This window comes from Maribacter luteus, from assembly GCF_009674825.1.
Taxonomy (GTDB): Bacteria; Bacteroidota; Bacteroidia; order Flavobacteriales; family Flavobacteriaceae; genus Maribacter_A; species Maribacter_A luteus.
The window spans coordinates 271,243-289,123 of the sequence record NZ_WKJH01000002.1; the positions used below are offsets into that span (position 1 = coordinate 271,243).

13 protein-coding genes and 1 tRNA gene are annotated in these 17,881 nt (G+C 40.4%); 6 read left to right on the plus strand and 8 right to left on the minus strand.

Translation table 11 applies throughout. From position 1 onward, the window contains the following. Positions 1-33: 33 nt before the first annotated feature. Both nusA and rimP read right to left on the minus strand, forming a co-directional pair. Positions 34-1,266, minus strand: coding sequence for a transcription termination factor NusA (nusA, locus tag GJ691_RS04365; protein WP_154364145.1), 1,233 nt, complete (start codon positions 1,264-1,266; stop codon positions 34-36). Positions 1,267-1,279: 13 nt separating this feature from the next. Beyond that, entirely contained in the window at positions 1,280-1,741 is a 462-nt protein-coding gene (gene rimP, locus GJ691_RS04370; RefSeq protein ID WP_154364147.1) for a ribosome assembly cofactor RimP, read from the minus strand. A 191-nt stretch (positions 1,742-1,932) separates the two neighbouring features. Here rimP and GJ691_RS04375 point away from each other — a divergent pair, with 191 nt between their 5' ends. Next, complete coding sequence (locus tag GJ691_RS04375; protein ID WP_154364149.1) at positions 1,933-3,258, plus strand: cation:proton antiporter domain-containing protein; 1,326 nt, start codon at positions 1,933-1,935, stop codon at positions 3,256-3,258. 132 nt (positions 3,259-3,390) lie between these two features. On the opposite strand, the gene GJ691_RS04380 is transcribed toward GJ691_RS04375, so the two are convergent. Continuing rightward, a tRNA-Gln gene (locus GJ691_RS04380) sits at positions 3,391-3,462 on the minus strand. Between the two features lie 211 nt (positions 3,463-3,673). On the opposite strand from GJ691_RS04380, the gene GJ691_RS04385 reads away from it, so the two are divergent. Further along, entirely contained in the window at positions 3,674-6,997 is a 3,324-nt protein-coding gene (locus tag GJ691_RS04385; RefSeq protein ID WP_154364151.1) for a glycosyltransferase family 117 protein, read from the plus strand. A 137-nt stretch (positions 6,998-7,134) separates the two neighbouring features. On the opposite strand, the gene GJ691_RS04390 is transcribed toward GJ691_RS04385, so the two are convergent. The 3 genes from GJ691_RS04390 to GJ691_RS04400 form a co-directional block, all read right to left on the minus strand. Further along, positions 7,135-7,431 (minus strand): thioredoxin family protein, encoded by a 297-nt coding sequence (locus tag GJ691_RS04390; protein ID WP_154364153.1) that lies wholly within the window; start codon positions 7,429-7,431, stop codon positions 7,135-7,137. A gap of 92 nt (positions 7,432-7,523) precedes the next feature. After that, entirely contained in the window at positions 7,524-8,753 is a 1,230-nt protein-coding gene (locus tag GJ691_RS04395) for a metallophosphoesterase (protein WP_154364155.1), read from the minus strand. 57 nt (positions 8,754-8,810) lie between these two features. Next, entirely contained in the window at positions 8,811-9,533 is a 723-nt protein-coding gene (locus GJ691_RS04400; RefSeq protein ID WP_154364157.1) for a copper homeostasis protein CutC, read from the minus strand. Between the two features lie 41 nt (positions 9,534-9,574). On the opposite strand from GJ691_RS04400, the gene GJ691_RS04405 reads away from it, so the two are divergent. The 4 genes from GJ691_RS04405 (at position 9,575) to GJ691_RS04420 (ending at position 14,407) form a co-directional block, all read left to right on the plus strand. Then, positions 9,575-10,570: an isoaspartyl peptidase/L-asparaginase family protein gene (locus GJ691_RS04405; RefSeq protein WP_154364159.1), complete on the plus strand. Its 996-nt coding sequence runs from the start codon at positions 9,575-9,577 to the stop codon at positions 10,568-10,570. Positions 10,571-10,582: 12 nt separating this feature from the next. After that, complete coding sequence (locus GJ691_RS04410) at positions 10,583-11,026, plus strand: DUF3291 domain-containing protein (protein ID WP_154364161.1); 444 nt, start codon at positions 10,583-10,585, stop codon at positions 11,024-11,026. Positions 11,027-11,099: 73 nt separating this feature from the next. Beyond that, positions 11,100-13,928, plus strand: a complete 2,829-nt coding sequence (polA, locus tag GJ691_RS04415; protein WP_154364163.1) for a DNA polymerase I — start codon at positions 11,100-11,102, stop codon at positions 13,926-13,928. Positions 13,929-14,059: 131 nt separating this feature from the next. Then, positions 14,060-14,407, plus strand: coding sequence for a T9SS type A sorting domain-containing protein (locus GJ691_RS04420; RefSeq protein ID WP_179955025.1), 348 nt, complete (start codon positions 14,060-14,062; stop codon positions 14,405-14,407). Between the two features lie 55 nt (positions 14,408-14,462). Here GJ691_RS04420 and GJ691_RS04425 read toward each other — a convergent pair whose 3' ends face one another. Both GJ691_RS04425 and GJ691_RS04430 read right to left on the minus strand, forming a co-directional pair. Next, complete coding sequence (locus tag GJ691_RS04425) at positions 14,463-14,963, minus strand: lipocalin-like domain-containing protein (RefSeq protein ID WP_154364168.1); 501 nt, start codon at positions 14,961-14,963, stop codon at positions 14,463-14,465. 75 nt (positions 14,964-15,038) lie between these two features. Continuing rightward, positions 15,039-17,690, minus strand: a complete 2,652-nt coding sequence (locus tag GJ691_RS04430; protein WP_154364170.1) for a DUF5916 domain-containing protein — start codon at positions 17,688-17,690, stop codon at positions 15,039-15,041. Positions 17,691-17,881: the final 191 nt, after the last annotated feature.

The following is a 17,881-nucleotide window of genomic DNA, read 5'->3' on the forward strand; positions in this document are numbered from 1 at the left end:
CTTCCTTATTCTAAAACTGCCGCTAATATATAGCTAATCTTCTAATTCTTCTTTAAGTATACGAACAACTTCGGAAATCGTTTCCTCTTCCAAGTCCGTTCTTTTCACTAGATCGTCCACATCTTGCTCCAACACACTTCTTGCAGTATCCATTCCGATTTTCTTGAACTCTTCGATGATCCAAGCATCGATTTCATCTGAAAATTCGGTCAACTCCACATCTTCCTCTACCCCTTCACGGAACACATCTATCTCATAACCCGTAAGTTTTCCTGCCAAACGGATATTATGACCTCCCCTACCAATGGCCTTGGAAACCTCTTCAGGCCTTAAATAAACCTGGGCGGTCATTTTTTCGTCATTTAGTTTCACCGAAGAAACCCTTGCAGGGCTCAATGCCCTGGTTACCAACAACTGAGGGTTACTCGTCCAGTTGATAACATCAATATTTTCATTTCCCAACTCCCTAACGATACCATGTATCCTGGAACCTTTCATCCCCACACAGGCACCGACCGGATCAATACGATCATCATAGGAATCAACAGCCACTTTGGCCTTTTCCCCTGGAATACGAACTGCTTTTTTGATAGTGATCAAACCATCGAAAACCTCTGGTATCTCCTGAAAGAAAAGCTGCTCCAAAAAGCGAGGGGAACTCCTTGACATGATAATAGTAGGTTTATTTCCCTTAAGCTCCACACTTTCGATAACCCCTCTGACATTATCCCCTTTTCTAAAGAAGTCAGATGGAATTTGTCTGTCTTTAGGCAAAATAATCTCATTACCCTCATCATCCAACAAAATTACAGCCTTATGTCTTATGTGATGTACTTCAGCGGTATAAATTTCACCCTCCAAGTCTTTAAATTGCTTATATATGGTGGTATTATCGTGTTCATGGATCTTTGAAATCAGATTTTGACGTAATGCCAAAATCGCCCTACGACCCAAATCGATCAATTTCACCTCTTCAGAAACATCTTCTCCAACTTCAAAATCGGGCTCGATTTTCCTTGCCTCGGACAATGAAATCTCTTCATTTGGCTCTTCGACTTCCCCATCTTCAACTACGATACGGTTTCTCCATATCTCCAAATCCCCTTTATCAGGGTTTATAATTATATCGAAGTTATCATCGGAACCGAATTTCTTTTTAAGCGCGTTTCTAAAAACATCTTCCAAGATTGCCATTAATGTTACCCTGTCAATGAATTTGTCATCCTTAAATTCCGAAAAAGACTCAATCAGCGCAATATTTTCCATTTATATACTACAATTAATATTTTAAAATAACTTTTGCTTCCTTAATATCAGAAAATAAGATCTCCTTTTTTTTCTGAACCGTTGTTTTCCCTTTTCCTATGGGTTTGGGTTCCCTTGCTTTCCATTCCAGCACAATACCCTGGTTATCGGCTCCGGTAAGATTACCTTCATACGATTCCTCGATGGTCTGCACCTTTATTTTTCTACCAATATTCTTCTTGTATTGCCGTGGGTCAACCATCGGGGACGCAGCTCCCGAAGAAGTAACGGTCAAGGAAAAATCTTCCTCGTCCCTATCCAGGTTATGTTCTATTGCCCTACTCACTTTTATACAATCTTGAACGCTTACACCCTTATCCCCATCCAATACCACATGTATGCTATTGTCCGCACCCATGGTAAAATCGATTAAAAAGAGTGATTCGTCCTGGGCCAGGGCTTCGTTCAAAAGGGCCTTTACTTTATCCTTCAACATAATTTTCAGTAACAAAAGAGGGGACAAATTGTCCCCTCATGAATACCTTAATATCCTTTCAGTGGCACAAATATACAACATTTTTAGTATCCGCAACAAGCTTATTTTCAAGATATCCCCTATTAATAATCCTTCTTATTTAAAGTTATAATTAAATATTACTTTTAGCCTTTGGACCAAAGCCCTTTTTTATGGAAATTTTCTCTTCTTACAACATTATCATTGAAGCTTCTATCATTATAATTTTATCATTTTGGTTTAACGGCCTATCCAAAAAAACCAATATTCCGTCGGTATTAATGTTGATCGCCCTAGGTATTATCCTTCAATATGCATTAGGCTATTTTATGCCCGATAAACCCGAATTCGATGGGGCCTTGGAAATATTGGGCATTGTTGGTCTAATTATGATCGTTCTTGAAGCTGCCCTAGAACTTGAACTAAAAAAAGAAAAAATAATCCCCATTCTTAAAGCTATGGGTATTGCCTTACTGGGATTATTGGGTTCAGCTTGGGCCGCAGCCCTCATTATGCATCAGTTCATACCTGAAATGACCATGCAATCGGCATGGCTGTACGCCACTCCTTTATCCATATTGTCCAGTGCGATCATCATTCCAAGTGTAAGTGGACTTTCAGAATCGAAAAAAGAGTTTCATATCTACGAAAGTACATTTTCGGATATCATGGGCATTATGATGTTCTATTTTCTTATCGGAGGATTGAACCCCGCAGAGGACACAGGTTTTGCAGGGTTTTCAATAAACCTTTTAATAACAGTTGTTATAGCACTTATCGCGAGCTATGCCATCATCCTTATATTTCAACGTATAAAAAGTCAGGCAAAATTATTTTTATTGATTGCCATACTCTTGTTATTATATGCCATCGGAAAGAAATTCCACCTTTCCTCACTTATCATCATATTGATCTTCGGTTTGGTCATCGCCAATGTGAAACTGTTCTTTCCCGGCAGGTTATCCCGTATTCTGAAAAATGACAAAGTAGGCCAAATGTACCATGAACTTCACATCATCACACTGGAAACCGCCTTTGTGGTACGCACGTTTTTCTTTGTGATATTCGGTCTTACCATAGCCATCTCTTCACTTTTTAGCCTAAGTGTAGCTATGATAAGCATCTTGATCATCATCTCTATTTACCTTATACGATTTGTTATACTCCGTACTTTTTTTGGCAGCGATATAATGCCCCAACTGTTTATAGCCCCACGGGGACTTATAACCGTTCTTTTATTTTATGCCATTCCAAAAGAGGCGGAAGTGGCAAATTTCGAATCTGGTATTTTACTTTTCGTTATCATAGCCACTAGTCTGATCATGACTTGGGCCTTGATCAAAGAAGGAAAAAAACCAAGTATTCTAACTGATAACGAAATCCCACATGATCCATTAGAGGAAAATGAATTACCGAAATCGGAAACACCCAATACCCAAAACAATATTGATTTAGACCTGAAAGATGAGGACAACCAAGGCAGTATTCCCAAGGAATAAAGCCATTTCCTCATTTATTTAAGATATAAGGACCCCACGAACCCAGCATAACTTCAGCTTTGAAGTAAAGAAAATTTACCAAAAACGAAAAAATCCTGATATTTTTCAATATCAGGATTCTTTTTAAATCTGTTGGCCTACTAGGACTCGAACCTAGAACGACTGGACCAAAACCAGCTGTGTTGCCAATTACACCATAGGCCAATACCTCATCTAAAGCCCAACTCCGAAAAAAATTTAGAAATTGTTTCAGCTTTAGAGCGTGCAAATTTAAAACAAAGTTTGGTTTGAGCAAACATTTTTAAAAACATTCATCGAAAAAACACCAACTTGCGTTGTTAAAGGTTTATCAAAAATGTGTGAGCATATATATTTTAATTACTAAATTCGCCCTCAAGGTAAAACCAAATATTGCATGTTTTCTAAGAACTTCGAAAAATGGGACACCATACTCGGATGGGTAGTCTTCTTTATAGCACTTATAACCTATAGTATTACCGTAGAACCCACAAGTAGTTTTTGGGATGCCGGGGAATATATCGCAACTTCCGCAAAATTACAGGTTGGCCATCCCCCAGGAGCACCATTATTACAAATGATCGGGGCGTTTTTCGCTATGTTCGCCCTTGAACCCGATCAAGTTGCCCGAATGGTCAATTATGTTTCCGGTGTAAGTAGCGCGTTTACCATTCTTTTTATGTTTTGGACAATTACCAATCTTACCAGAAAATTGATCGGTGAAAAAGAAATACTCTCCGATAGCAAATCGGTAGCGGTCCTTGGTAGCGGTTTGGTTGGTGCTTTAGCGTTCACATTTTCCGATAGTTTTTGGTTCAATGCCGTTGAAACCGAAGTTTATGCAAGTGCAAGTTTGATCATGTCATTGCTCCTTTGGCTTGGACTCAAATGGACGGATAACCTGGACACACCACGTGGCAACCGTTGGCTGGTACTTATTTCCTTTGTTGTCGGCCTAACCTTCGGGGTTCAGTTCATGGGCTTTTTAGCCATCCCCTCCGTAGGTTTACTCTATTATTTCAAAAAATACAAAACCACCACTGTAAAAAATTTCCTTTTGGCCAATATCATGGTCATCGCGGTCCTAATGCTGGTTTATAAGTTTTCGCTGACCTACGTCCTGAAGTTATTCGGATGGGCAGAGGTCTTCTTTGTAAACAACATTGGATTACCCTTTAATTCCGGATCCTTGATCATGGGACTTATTTTCATCATCACTTTTTATGTTGGATTACGATATACACGCAAAAACGATTTTCGCAATGCGAATACCATCGTCCTTTGCATCATGTTCCTGTTCTTCGGTTTCTCTACATGGTTAATGCTCCCCATCAGGGCCAATGCCAATGTGGTGATCAATGAGAACAATCCCTCAGATGCAAGATCCTTATTGGCCTATTACAACAGGGAACAATACCCTGGTGTTGACAGTCCTGTTTACGGCGCGTATTATTCCGATATTTTCGCTCCTGCAGGTGAGGAAAAAGATGATAAGCCCAAGTACGAAAAAGATTATGAAAAAGGGAAATACGTAATCGTAAACTACTATAAAAATGCACTGCAAGACTCCAACGAAAAGCATAAAGGTATTTTACCCCGAATGTGGAGCGGACAGCATGCCGAAAATTATATGAAGTATTTTGGGCCGTTGGATTTTAAGATGAAACAATCCAACGATGAACTTAGACAAGCAGTAGCCCAAGTAAAGACCGGATATGCCAACGGGGATATAGATGCTGAACAATACATAAGCTTCCTAAAACGGTTCGATGACTATCTTGAAGTACAACCCCCGACCATTTGGGACAATGTAAAATACATGTTCGAGTTTCAATTCGGTTACATGTACTGGCGTTATTTCATGTGGAATTTCGTTGGCAAGAACAATGATATACAGGGTCGTTACGACGAAAACGGCAAGTGGTTATCGGGCATACCGATTATCGACAGCGCTTTTCATGGCAGTCAAGACAACCTACCAAGTGACATCAAGGACAATAAAGCACGTAACACCTATTTCTTTTTACCGCTTATTCTAGGAATCATCGGAATATTGTTCCAAGTCTCGAAAAACCCGAAACAGTTTTGGGTCTTGCTGGTTTTCTTTTTGTTCACGGGAATCGCCATACAGTTTTACACGAACCCGTATATATTCCAACCCCGGGAAAGGGATTATTCCTTAGTTGGCTCATTCTATGTTTTCGCCCTTTGGATAGGGCTTGGAGTATATGGCCTGTTCGATGAATTCAAGAAATGGGTGAACCCAACGGTTTTGGCACCTGTAATTACCGTACTATGCCTGTTGGCCGTACCTACGGTAATGGCCGTTCAAAATTGGGACGACCACGACCGATCTAACCGTTATACCGCCGAATCCTCTGCAAAAGCCTACCTCGACTCTTGTCAAAAAGATGCTGGGGCCTTGTTGTTCACTATCGGGGACAACGATACTTTCCCTCTCTGGTACGCACAGGAAATTGAAAATTACAGGACCGATGTGCGTATTGTTTGTACAAGTCTTTTTGAAACGGACTGGTATGTGGATCAAATGAAGCGTAAAGCATATACGAGCGACCCAATACCTTCCCAAATCACCCACGACAAATACCGATGGGGATCTAGGGACGTTCTTTACTTCCAAAATGTTGACCCATTGTTCAACAGGGAAGTTTCAAAGAGTCGCTGGAACATTAAAGATTTTATTGATTGGATAGATAGCGACAAACCCCAGACCAAGTTCAAGTTTTTCTTGGAACAACAAGATGTTGATGTAGATGAATATCCCGAGAATACGCAAAATCTGGTATACTATCCTACCCAAAAAATACGCATCCCAGTTAATAAAACGAATGTTTTGGAGAGCGGATTGGTAAAAGTGAAGGATTCTGCGCAAATCGTGGATTACATAGACATTGACCTTCCAAGTGCCATTACCAAGAAAAGTATGATGATGCTCGATATTGTGGCCAACAACGATTGGAAACGGCCTTTGTACTTCTCAGGAGGAAGCTTTGATGATGCCGAATTCATCTGGATGAAAGATTATCTTCAATTAGACGGAATGGCCTATAAATTGGTCCCTATAAAAACAGAACGAAGTAATTCCTTTGATATGGGCCGGATAGATTCCGAACTCATGTACAACATCGTTACCAACTGGGAATGGGGCAACTCGGGCAGCCCGGATATCTATCACGATCCACAGACAAGGGTCCAAGGCATTTCTTACCGAAGTAACCTTGCCCGATTAATGGAGAAATTGATTCAAGAAAACAAGGTTGACAAGGCCAAGGAAATCATTGACCTCGCCATGGAGAAGATGCCCGTTGCATACTTCAGTTACTACCATTTTGTACTTCCTTTCATAGATGGCTATTACAAGGTGGGCGAAACCAACAAGGCCCACGAAATTTATGAAACCCTGAAAAACATATACCAAGAGCGCTTGGAGTATTATGAAGGAATACCTTTAGACCAGCAATACAAAAAAATCGATGACATTATATCCGATATGGAATCGTATCGTAGGTTGATAGATGTACTTATTGAGAACAATGACAGGCAGATGGCAGAAAAGGAAACCATCATTTTCAATGAATATATTGACAAGTTCAGTCATTTTTATCAAGATGAGATGCTGGAAGAGGATGAACCCCTCATGCAGGATAATCCGGACTTTAAGGATACCGTAGCTTTGGACACCGTTAAAACCAGCGAATAAAAGCAGGTCAAAATTGGTTTAACATCCTGTGTTTAGACCATAACCAATAAAAAAAACACCTATCTACAAAATATAGATAGGTGTTTTTATTTTAAATAAGTTATTCAAAAGGGCCGTATTACCCAAATAACAAAGTATTAAACGTATTCATTTAGGATACCGATAAGTGTATTGGCATCTTGCTCCCCACTTTGGCGCCAAACCATCTCCCCTTTTTTGTATATAATTAGGGTCGGCAATCCTTTTACACGTAATGCCTGGGACAATTCCTTGTTCTTATCCACATCTATCTTAATGACCTTACCTTTATCCCCCAGAGCGGCCGCAACATCCCTAAGTACGGCATGCATTGCAGTTGATTGCTCGTTCCATTCGGCATAAAAATCCAATAAAACTGGAACAGGTAAATCTATGAGTTCACCAAACTTCGACATATATAGTTGTTTCGGTTACAAATCAAATGTAAGAAAAAATGTTAAAACACCAGTTTCTGCCACCTAATTGTAGTCAAAGTTTGCCGTTAAAATCATGTTAACGACTTTTTCTTTAGGGTAATAACCGATATTTCTGGCCAAATACCCACCCTGCCAGGGTAACCTAAAAAGCCGAATCCACGGTTCACGTTTATGAACTGACCCATTTCCTCATAAATACCGGCCCAATATTTATAGCGCCATTTTATTGGGCTCCATTTTACCCATCCCGGTATTTCTATCCCGAACTGCATACCATGGGTATGACCACTTAAGGTAAGATGATAGTGGTAATCATCGCTAATCACGACATCTTCCCAATGGGATGGATCATGACTCATCAATATCTTAAAGTCATCCTTGGCTATCGCTTCGGCCGCTTTGGACAAGTCCCCGGCTTTCTTGAATCCTCCACGACCCCAATTCTCAACACCGACCAATGCGATCTTATCATCCCCTTTACTCAAATACCTGCTTTCGTTCAATAAAAGATCAAAACCGATCTCGCGCTGTAGTACTTTAAGGTCCTCTAGGTTCTTACTTTTCAATTCCGGTGTTTCCCAATCTACATAATCACCGTAATCATGATTGCCCAAGATGGAAAACTTCCCATCCTTTGCTTCCAACCGCGCAAAGGTCTCTTTCCAAGGCTCCATCTCTTCGGCCTTGTTGTTCACCATATCCCCCGTAAACAAAATAACATTACTTTGCTGCTTATTTATAAGATCAATTGCGTATTCTATTTTTTTTCGATTATCAAAACTACCGCTATGCACATCGGAAATCTGTGTTATCTGAAAACCATCGAAGGCATCGGGAAGATCATCAAACTCCATCTTATATTTCAAAACCTGGAAATTATATTTCCCCCTGTACATACCATAAAGCAATGCCCCAAAAGGAATAGCGGCGATCCCCATTGCGATCATACTCAAAAACCTTCTTCGCTCGGGAAAAGTCAGTTCTTTATTCCCACCGAACAGTTTATGATACACACTTGTTAAAAAACGGAACAAATCTTCAGAGAAAAGAAAAATGACCGTAATAAGATTAAAAACGATAATGGTAAGTAAAAATCCAAACGCATAACTCTTGGGTCTGCTCAAGACCCTTCCGGCATCTTCACCCCAAGTAAAATGATATATAAAATTCAAAAGCACGATCAGCGAAATACCCATATAGGTAAAGTAGACCCACGGGAACCGTGTTACCGTCCTAAGTGCCTGCAAAGCATAGAAACCAAGTGCGGTGTAAAGTGCCACAAAAATTATCCAACGTAACATAATCCTATTTTTTACAAAGTTATTTCTAATGTGAACGCTATTCGCATCCTTTACAGTTTATTTAACTTCTTTTATTACTTTTTGAACAACCTCGACATTGGAAACAAAAACACCCTTGTCCTTTAAAAAAGAAGGCGAATTCATAGATACCTTTGGGGCATTCAACAATCGGGTTTCAAACAATGACCCTGACAAATGAACCACTTTAAAGCCATTTTTCTTGAATTCCCGCACATTACCGGCATTCACCCCACTACCGGGCATTATTAAACATGTAGAAGCTTCATGCTGAAGCCGAGTCAATAAATTGATCCCTTCCAAAGCCGACTTTTCTTGCCCTGAAGACAGAATATAATCAACCCCTAAACCCTCCAACTGCTTCATGGTGCCCATTGGATCAACGACCCAATCAAATGCCCGGTGAAAAGTAAATTTCAAATCCCCGGACAAGTCGACCAACATCTTGGTCTTTTCCAAATCCAAAGTGAAATTCGTTTGCAGAACCCCTGAAACGATTCCGTCGAAACCCATATCAGCACACAGTTCAATATTCCGTTTCATGATTTTAAACTCATCTTCGGTAAATGAAAAATCACCACTTCGTGGCCTAATTAGCACATGAACGGGAATGTCCACATTTTCTTTTACAGCTTTTAACAATCCATAAGAAGGGGTAATTCCCCCAACGGCCAACTCTGAACAGAGTTCAATCCTATCGGCTCCGGCCTTTTGTGCATTCATTGCAGATTCCAAGGAATTGGCACAGACTTCTACTAACATATTGTTATATTTAACTCCCTAAAATTAAGTAACGCATACAGATGAAACGAAGAAAATTCCTTAAAAATTCAACTAAGATCACCGCCGGATTGGTTTCGGCCCCTTTATTGGCCTCATACCCAGACACCAGAAAAATTGAAACAAAGATCAATGACCACACCGTAGAAACCAAACCCATTGCCATTTGCACATGGAATTTTCAAAACGCCACAGCCAAAGCCTGGGAAGTCTTGAAAAATGGAGGAAGTGCTTTGGATGCCGTTGAGCAAGGTGTTATGGTTGAGGAAGCCAACGAAAACAACCAAACGGTAGGTAAAGGAGGTCGTCCGGACAGAAATGGAAATGTAACCTTGGATGCATGCATCATGGACAAAGATGGACATTGTGGGGCCGTATTGGCCATGCAGAACATAGCCCACCCAGTTTCCGTGGCGCGCAAGGTAATGGAAGATACGCCCCATGTTATGCTTGCCGGTAAAGGAGCCGAACAATTCGCTTATGAAAAAGGGTTCGAGAAAGTGAACCTACTTACCGAAAAATCAAAACAAGAATGGCTCGAATGGAAAAAAACATCAAAGTACAAGCCTATCATCAATATTGAAAACCACGATACCATTGGCATGTTGGCCATTGATAAAAACGGTGATATTTCCGGAGCCTGTACCACAAGCGGTATGGCCTATAAATATGCCGGTCGTGTTGGGGATTCACCCATTATAGGTGCCGGACTTTTCGTTGATAACGAAGTCGGTGGGGCCACTGCAACCGGTGTTGGTGAAGAGGTTGTACGTACCGTGGGCAGCTTTTTGATCGTAGAATTAATGCGCCAAGGAAAATCGCCCCAAGAAGCCTGTGAGGAAGGTGTAAAACGTATCATGGCCAAAAACAAGGACAATACAGATTTTCAAATAGGTTTTATCGCTATGAACAAAAAAGGGGATACCGGTAGTTTTTGCATACATCCAGGGTTTACCTATCGTCAATATTCCAATGAAGGACATGTAAACAACCCTTCAGATTCTTTTATAAAACGATAATGGTATAAGTCTATGCATTTAGCACAAGTAAATATCGCGAAAATGAAACCCCCGATCGATAGTCCGATCATGGCCGACTTTGTAAATAATCTTGACAGCATCAATGCCATTGCGGATAAAAGCAAAGGTTTTGTTTGGAGGCTTAAGGATGAAGAGGACAATGCAACGGCCATTAAGATTTTCGATAATGACTATCTTATCATCAATATGTCCGTTTGGGAAAATGCCACATCACTCAAAGAATATGTATACAATTCCATGCATGTAGAAGTGTTGAAACGCAAAAAGGAGTGGTTCGATAAAATGGAAGATATGCATATGGCGCTTTGGTATGTGAAAGAAGGTATTTTCCCTACTCCATCGGAAGCAAAGGAAAGATTGGAATATCTGCAGACCAATGGAGAGACCCCATATGCCTTCTCATTTAAGAGCAAGTTCAAACCAGAGGATTTATAGAATCAATAACCCCAGTAACAACATTACTGAAAATTATAATCTTCGTAGATTTACGAAAATTAAAAAACCTAAAATGGCCGAGCAAAAACGACTTTTTTTATTAGATGCCTTCGCTTTGATTTTCCGTGGGTATTATGCACTTATAAAAAACCCAAGAATAAATTCCAAAGGCATGGACACTTCTGCCATTATGGGGTTCACCAATTCCCTATTCGATGTCATCAGACGTGAAAAACCAGACCATATAGCCGTATGTTTTGATAAAGGAGGCAGCGTGGAACGTACTGAAATGTTCCCTGACTATAAAGCCAACCGTCTCGAAACCCCAGATGCGATAAAAATAGCTGTCCCTTACATTCAACAAATCCTGGAGGCCATGCATATCCCGGTAGTGGTTCAAGAAGGATGGGAAGCCGATGATATCATCGGCACTTTGGCCAAGCAAGCAGAAAAAGAAGAGTACAAAGTATATATGGTAACGCCGGACAAGGATTTTGGACAATTGGTTTCCGAGAATATTTTCATGTACCGCCCCGCCCGTATGGGTAACGGCATCGAGATTTGGGGAATACCAGAAATACAAAAGCGCTTTGGGGTAGAACACCCTGAACAAGTGATCGATTATTTGGGCATGATGGGCGATGCCAGTGATAATATTCCAGGTCTTCCGGGTGTAGGTGATAAAACGGCAAAAAAATTCATCAATGAATTTGGTTCGTTGGAAGGGCTCCTTGCCAACACAGACAAGCTTAAAGGCAAAATGAAAGAGAAGGTCATTGAGAATGCGGAACTCGGATTACTCTCAAAAAAATTGGCAACGATCTGTACTACCGTAGATGTAAAATTCGATGCAAAGGACTATGAAATGTCCGAGCCTAATAATGAAAAAGTACAGGAAATCTTTGATGAGCTCGAATTTAGACGACTCAAAGACCAATTTGCCAAAATATTCAACACAAATACTGCCGATACAAATTCGGAGGACTCTCCAACTCCTAAAAAAACAGCAACAAGTGCGGGTGAGGGTCAGTTTTCCTTATTCGGAAACGATGGTGACTCACCAGCGACTATTACAGAAAGTTCGGGCAGAAAAACGATAAAGGATGTTGCGCATGTTTACCAGAGCATCAACAGCCCTATGGCCATGAAACTCTTCATGCAAAACCTAATGAAACAGCCTTCCGTCTGCTTTGACACGGAAACGACCGGACTTAATCCGTTGACAGCTGAATTGGTGGGAATCGCATTTTCATGGGAAGCCGGAAAAGGGTTTTACGTACCGTTTGCCGAAAATAAAGACGAAGCTCAAGAGGTTATCGAAACCTTGCGGCCGTTTTTTGCATCAGAGGAAATAGAGAAAATTGGACAGAACCTGAAATACGACATCAAAGTATTACATAAGTACAATGTTCAAGTCAAAGGCAAATGTTTTGACACCATGTTGGCCCATTACCTTATAAATCCCGATATGCGCCATAATATGGATGTTTTATCGGAAACCTATTTAAATTATACCCCCGTTTCCATAACCGAACTCATTGGCAAAAAAGGAAAGAACCAATTGAGTATGCGAGACGTGCCTTTGGAACAACAGACCGAATATGCCGTTGAGGATGCCGATATTACGTTCCAGTTGGCGCAACATTTTAGACCTGAATTGGCCGAAGCCAAAACCGAAGAACTTTTTAACACCATCGAAATCCCTTTATTGCATGTGCTCGCCGACATGGAATTGGAAGGCATTAATCTGGATAAGGAATTTTTACACTCACTTTCCAAAGACCTTGACAAGGACATCTTGGACCTTCAAGAAAAAATCTATAAAGAAGCCGATCAGGAATTCAACATTGCATCCCCAAAACAATTGGGTGAAATCCTTTTTGACAAATTGAAGCTGGTGGACAAACCCAAAAAGACCAAAACCGGACAATATTCCACCGCAGAGGATGTACTTTCTTATTTGGCCAAAGACCATGAGATCGTGCAATGCGTATTGGACTATCGCGGACTTTCAAAATTAAAGAGTACGTATATCGATGCCTTGCCAGAACAGATTGAACCTTCAACCGGAAGGGTACACACCGATTACATGCAAACGGTCGCTGCCACAGGTCGTTTGAGCAGTAACAATCCGAACCTGCAGAACATTCCTATACGAACGGAGCGCGGGCGTCAAGTACGTAAAGCTTTTGTACCAAGGGATGAAAATTACATCTTGTTGGCAGCGGATTATTCACAGATAGAATTACGCATAATCGCGGCTTTAAGCAACGAGACCACCATGATCGAGGCATTTAAGAACGGTGAGGACATACACGCCTCCACAGCTTCGAAAGTCTTCAATGTTCCCTTGGCCGAGGTAACCCGAGAACAACGTAGTAATGCCAAAACCGTGAATTTCGGGATTATCTATGGAGTATCGGCATTTGGACTAAGCAATCAAACCGATCTTTCACGCTCTGAAGCCAAGGAATTGATAGAAACTTATTACAAGACCTATCCTAAATTACGAAGTTATATTAGTGAGCAAGTAGATTTTGCCCGCGATAATGGTTATGTACAGACCGTTTTGGGCAGACGCAGGTATTTAAAAGACATCAATGGCAGTAATGCCATAGTTAGAGGAGCCGCAGAACGGAATGCCGTAAACGCCCCCATTCAAGGGAGTGCCGCGGACATCATCAAAATCGCGATGATCAACATCCACAAAAAACTTGGGGAAGGCAATTACAAATCCAAAATGCTTTTACAAGTACATGATGAATTGGTTTTTGATGTATACAAACCCGAATTGGAAGCGTTACAGGCCATGATCAAATCGGAAATGGAAAATGCTTATGAACTTGCCGTTCCCTTGGATGTAGACTTGGGCATTGGCCAAAATTGGCTCGAGGCACATTAATAAACTGAAAAAACAAAAACACCCCTAAACCCAACACTTTCATTTTTAACCTTTTATTAGGAGTACAGCAACACTAAAGAATCCATTTTTTACGTTATTGACAAAGAGGTAATTCTAAATACCGAATGACGATGAGAAGGGCGTTTTATATTTTCATGCTAATTCTTTTATGTTCCTTTGCCGGACAAGCACAGGATATTTCCCAAAATGGGAACCAAGTATCCCAAAATAGCGTTGCCCAAAAAGTAAAGGTGTTCCCTAATCCTGCCACGAATGTGGTCAATATTCTTGGGCTCAAAAACAGTAATAGGGCCGATATCGTTATTTCGGATGTATACGGGAACTCACTTTTGCGATATCAATGGCAAATAAAGACCAATGCACTGAACATTCCGATTGCATCTTTGAGTGCGGGCATTTATATGGTCACCATTATTTCCCAAGAACAGAAAGTACAGACCAAGTTCTATAAAAAATAAAAAGACTACCTAAAAATTAGGTAGTCTTTAAATCATATTGAATATATCTTAAAGTTTATTCCCTTATAAAAATTGCTTCCGCCCCATCCAGATTATCTTCATCTACAATTTCGGCTGGTATTGTCAGGGTATCACCATCTAATTTAATGGTAATTGTTTCCTCTAAACCGTTTTCATCAACAAAAGTCAATTGATCACCGTCTAGCTCCCAAACAGAAGAACTGGTCTCAACATCTGAAGGACATTCTATCAATAGACCGGTACCTTCGGCATTTATATCCCTTCCCGTTTCGGTAAAATCCTTTGCCGAAGCAGTTACCGTATTATCTGATTTAAAATCAAAAACAAGTATTTCACAACCGGAAGCAACCAAAACCTCAATAACATCATTTGCCAATCTTATTTCGTCTGGTGAATCGGCATTGTCTATATTCAACTCTTGAAACTTCCAAGTCCCTACAATCGAATCCTCAGAAATCGCTTCATCTTCCTTATCCGTAGAACATGAAAACACCATGAATGCCGCTATGGCACATAAAAACAAATATCGTTTCATCTATTAGTTTAGTTTTATTAATATGAAAACAAAACGTAAAAATAGATGATCTATTATGTTCGCAGATATTGACGCCTATAGAATAAACCGATATGTAGCCTTGATCAGAAAGATATTCTGAGGCTTTTCATTGTTGAAAATATTGTCTTGTAGATCCTGAAAAAGCATCTCTCTAGGATTTCCCGATTGTGATAAATCCTGCGACCATACCAGAAAAATCTCCGAGCCCGGAATGTATTCCCATCTCACGACCAAATTTGACCTAAATTGTACAAATGAAAAATCCGGATTATCAAAACTGAAGTCCGTTGTACCATCCAAATCATCATCCACAGCATATACATCTTCAGAAAGTGAAAGCTGATTTTCTAAAAATGGTGATATCCTATCATCAAAGTTTTTGGCCAGAGGATCTACCACTTCCTTGAAATTATTATATCTACCCCGGGAAATAAAAGGTTGCCCCCAATACTGAATGGTAAGATTTGGATTTATGGTATAATTTAGACGGAATGACATACTCAAGGTTCGCTGTTCCACCGTACCGTTCAAATACCTCGTTTCGCCATTTACGTCCAAGTTATCTATATATTGTAATTTGTTTCTATTGGTTCCATACTCGGGAGAGGCGGAAATTCGCAAAGAGTTAAAAGGTTGATAAACTGCTCCAAATTCAACATAATAAGAACTGAATGAATTGTCAGATGCCTTGTTCCCGTTATGGAAAAATTCAAATCTCAGTTTTTTACGCTCGTCCATGCTAATGCCGTTCCAAAAAGACATCTGTGGAGACTCCCTTAATCTTGGCCCGCCACGTAACGCAAAATTAGAATAGGAAACAGGTTCTATATTAAAACCGAAATTACTGAACCAATTGTTTTTCCAGTTTTGCCAAGAATTGGTATTGAACATTAGGCTATTGAAATTACCCCCAAAATCCCAAACACTCCAATGATTGTAATTAATCCCAACCTTTCTAAAAGTTTTATCAGACTTTAAGGTTTGATACCCAATCCATGTATAATGGCGAATATCATCCGCCCTTCTTTGAAACCCGATATCGTTCAGCTCAAGTTCCGGAGAACGCCATGTTGCACCGGTTTCGAACTTCCAATGCCCATTACCTATTTTCCCAAGTTGCAAATTACCTCCCGTACCGGTCAATGAAGTTCTTCCCGGGTCCAATTCTACATGGTCTGCCCCCACCCTTTGAAATAAATGCGCAATGGACTCTTGGGTGTTTCGGATAGCCTCCTCACTACCCATTACATGGCTCCATATCACATTTCCCCCTACATACCAATCCCGATCATTCCATTGATGTTTAAAATCCAACCCTCCGGAATAGGCAGACTTATGTAAAAAATCGAGCTCCGGTGTCAATTGATTCCTATTTGTTGCCGTTAAAATGCCCCCCACAAAAGTATTGCGGTCATTGAAGTCTTTCTGTAAACGCCCCACAAAGTAGTTGGTCAGGGGTTCCACAACCTCTTTTCTACGTTCCCCATTATTTACAATAGTAGCTTGTTTTCTTGCCGTAACACTCTCTAACACACCAATAGACCATCCATTTTTGGTCTTACCGCTAAATTTGGCCGCCCCCAAAATATTGGCATTCTCAGGTTGATCAATAAATTCATTATCTAACAGATCAGGATACCCTTGCGGACTGCGGCCTATCCGCCTCGAATAAAACAGGTTATCCGAACCAAAAGTATTACCTGCTTCCGAAGACGAAACCGTGTAATCAAAAATATTCTTATTCTCCACAAAGAACGGGCGTTGTTCCTCAAAAAAAATCTGAAAACCGTCCAAGGCAATGGCAGATGGATCTGCTTCTACCTGCCCAAAATCTGGATTAATGGTTACATCCATTGTCAAATCATTCGTTATTCCGATTTTAGCATCCAAACCTACCGTCAATTTCCCATCGCTCCCATCACGGAACGGATTACCTTCTTCCGCCTCATATGTTTTTACGCTGCCGACTGTATATGGTTGTATCTCCAATTGATTCTGTGGCTCCAGATCCATTAACCCATGCAATTCCCCGAATTCGCTAACAAATCCACCGGTATCAGGTGGTAACCTTTGCCAAACCGAACGTTCCTCCTCCCTAAAATGCCTTCGCATTACTTCAAAGCCCCATACTTGTTCCTTGGATTTCCCGAATTTCAACTGGCTTAGGGGTATTTTCATTTCCGCCGTCCAACCTTCAGCATCTATATTGGTTTTGGTATACCAAATAGGGTTCCAACTATCGTCCTCATTTCCACCGTTATTGGACTCGAACACATCTCCCTTAACACCGGCAGCCGAAACTATAAACCCAAAGGCCGTGCGTTTGTCATAATAACTGTCGATGAATATTCCCACCCAATCCCCATCAAAACCATCACGACGGGACAATCGCTTTACGATTTTATCCGGTTCATTGTCCAGACATTGTATTCCCACATAAATATACTTCCGATCATAGATAACCTTAAATCGGGTCTGGTTACTTGGTGGTGTATTCTCATCAGGCCTGGACTCAGTAAACCCATCTTCCCAAGAAACAATGTCCCAAGAAATATCATTAAGTTTCCCATCTACAACGGGAGGTTCAACACTTTTTAAAGGTTTTGTCGTATAAACTCTTTTTGGAACAATAATAGTAGAGTCCTGTGCAATTGAAATAAATGGCACAATAAAGACCATACAGATTAAAAGAAGGCTCGTTCTCATCTGAAATTCGTTTTTGATTGATTGATGTACCCTAAAGACAAGAGGAATTGAAAAACGTTACAGTACCGTCACTTTTTTTCTAGTATCAATAGGAATTTGTTTCCTTTTTTTGAAATTAAAACCAAGCTTCTGTACTTGCCTTTTTTTATTCGAAAAAATATTACGATTTTTGCATTTGTATTTTTATATAA

Bases quoted from the DNA above. Each gene is read 5' to 3' on its own strand.
- polA (WP_154364163.1), top strand. From the start codon at position 11,100: ATGGCCGAGCAAAAACGACTTTTTTTATTAGATGCCTTCGCTTTGATT.
- GJ691_RS04405 (WP_154364159.1), top strand. From the start codon at position 9,575: ATGAAACGAAGAAAATTCCTTAAAAATTCAACTAAGATCACCGCCGGA.
- rimP (WP_154364147.1), bottom strand. From the start codon at position 1,741: ATGTTGAAGGATAAAGTAAAGGCCCTTTTGAACGAAGCCCTGGCCCAG.
- GJ691_RS04375 (WP_154364149.1), top strand. From the start codon at position 1,933: ATGGAAATTTTCTCTTCTTACAACATTATCATTGAAGCTTCTATCATT.
- GJ691_RS04390 (WP_154364153.1), bottom strand. From the start codon at position 7,431: ATGTCGAAGTTTGGTGAACTCATAGATTTACCTGTTCCAGTTTTATTG.
- GJ691_RS04410 (WP_154364161.1), top strand. From the start codon at position 10,583: ATGCATTTAGCACAAGTAAATATCGCGAAAATGAAACCCCCGATCGAT.
- GJ691_RS04400 (WP_154364157.1), bottom strand. From the start codon at position 9,533: ATGTTAGTAGAAGTCTGTGCCAATTCCTTGGAATCTGCAATGAATGCA.
- GJ691_RS04425 (WP_154364168.1), bottom strand. From the start codon at position 14,963: ATGAAACGATATTTGTTTTTATGTGCCATAGCGGCATTCATGGTGTTT.
- nusA (WP_154364145.1), bottom strand. From the start codon at position 1,266: ATGGAAAATATTGCGCTGATTGAGTCTTTTTCGGAATTTAAGGATGAC.
- GJ691_RS04385 (WP_154364151.1), top strand. From the start codon at position 3,674: ATGTTTTCTAAGAACTTCGAAAAATGGGACACCATACTCGGATGGGTA.
- GJ691_RS04420 (WP_179955025.1), top strand. From the start codon at position 14,060: ATGAGAAGGGCGTTTTATATTTTCATGCTAATTCTTTTATGTTCCTTT.
- GJ691_RS04430 (WP_154364170.1), bottom strand. From the start codon at position 17,690: ATGAGAACGAGCCTTCTTTTAATCTGTATGGTCTTTATTGTGCCATTT.
- GJ691_RS04395 (WP_154364155.1), bottom strand. From the start codon at position 8,753: ATGTTACGTTGGATAATTTTTGTGGCACTTTACACCGCACTTGGTTTC.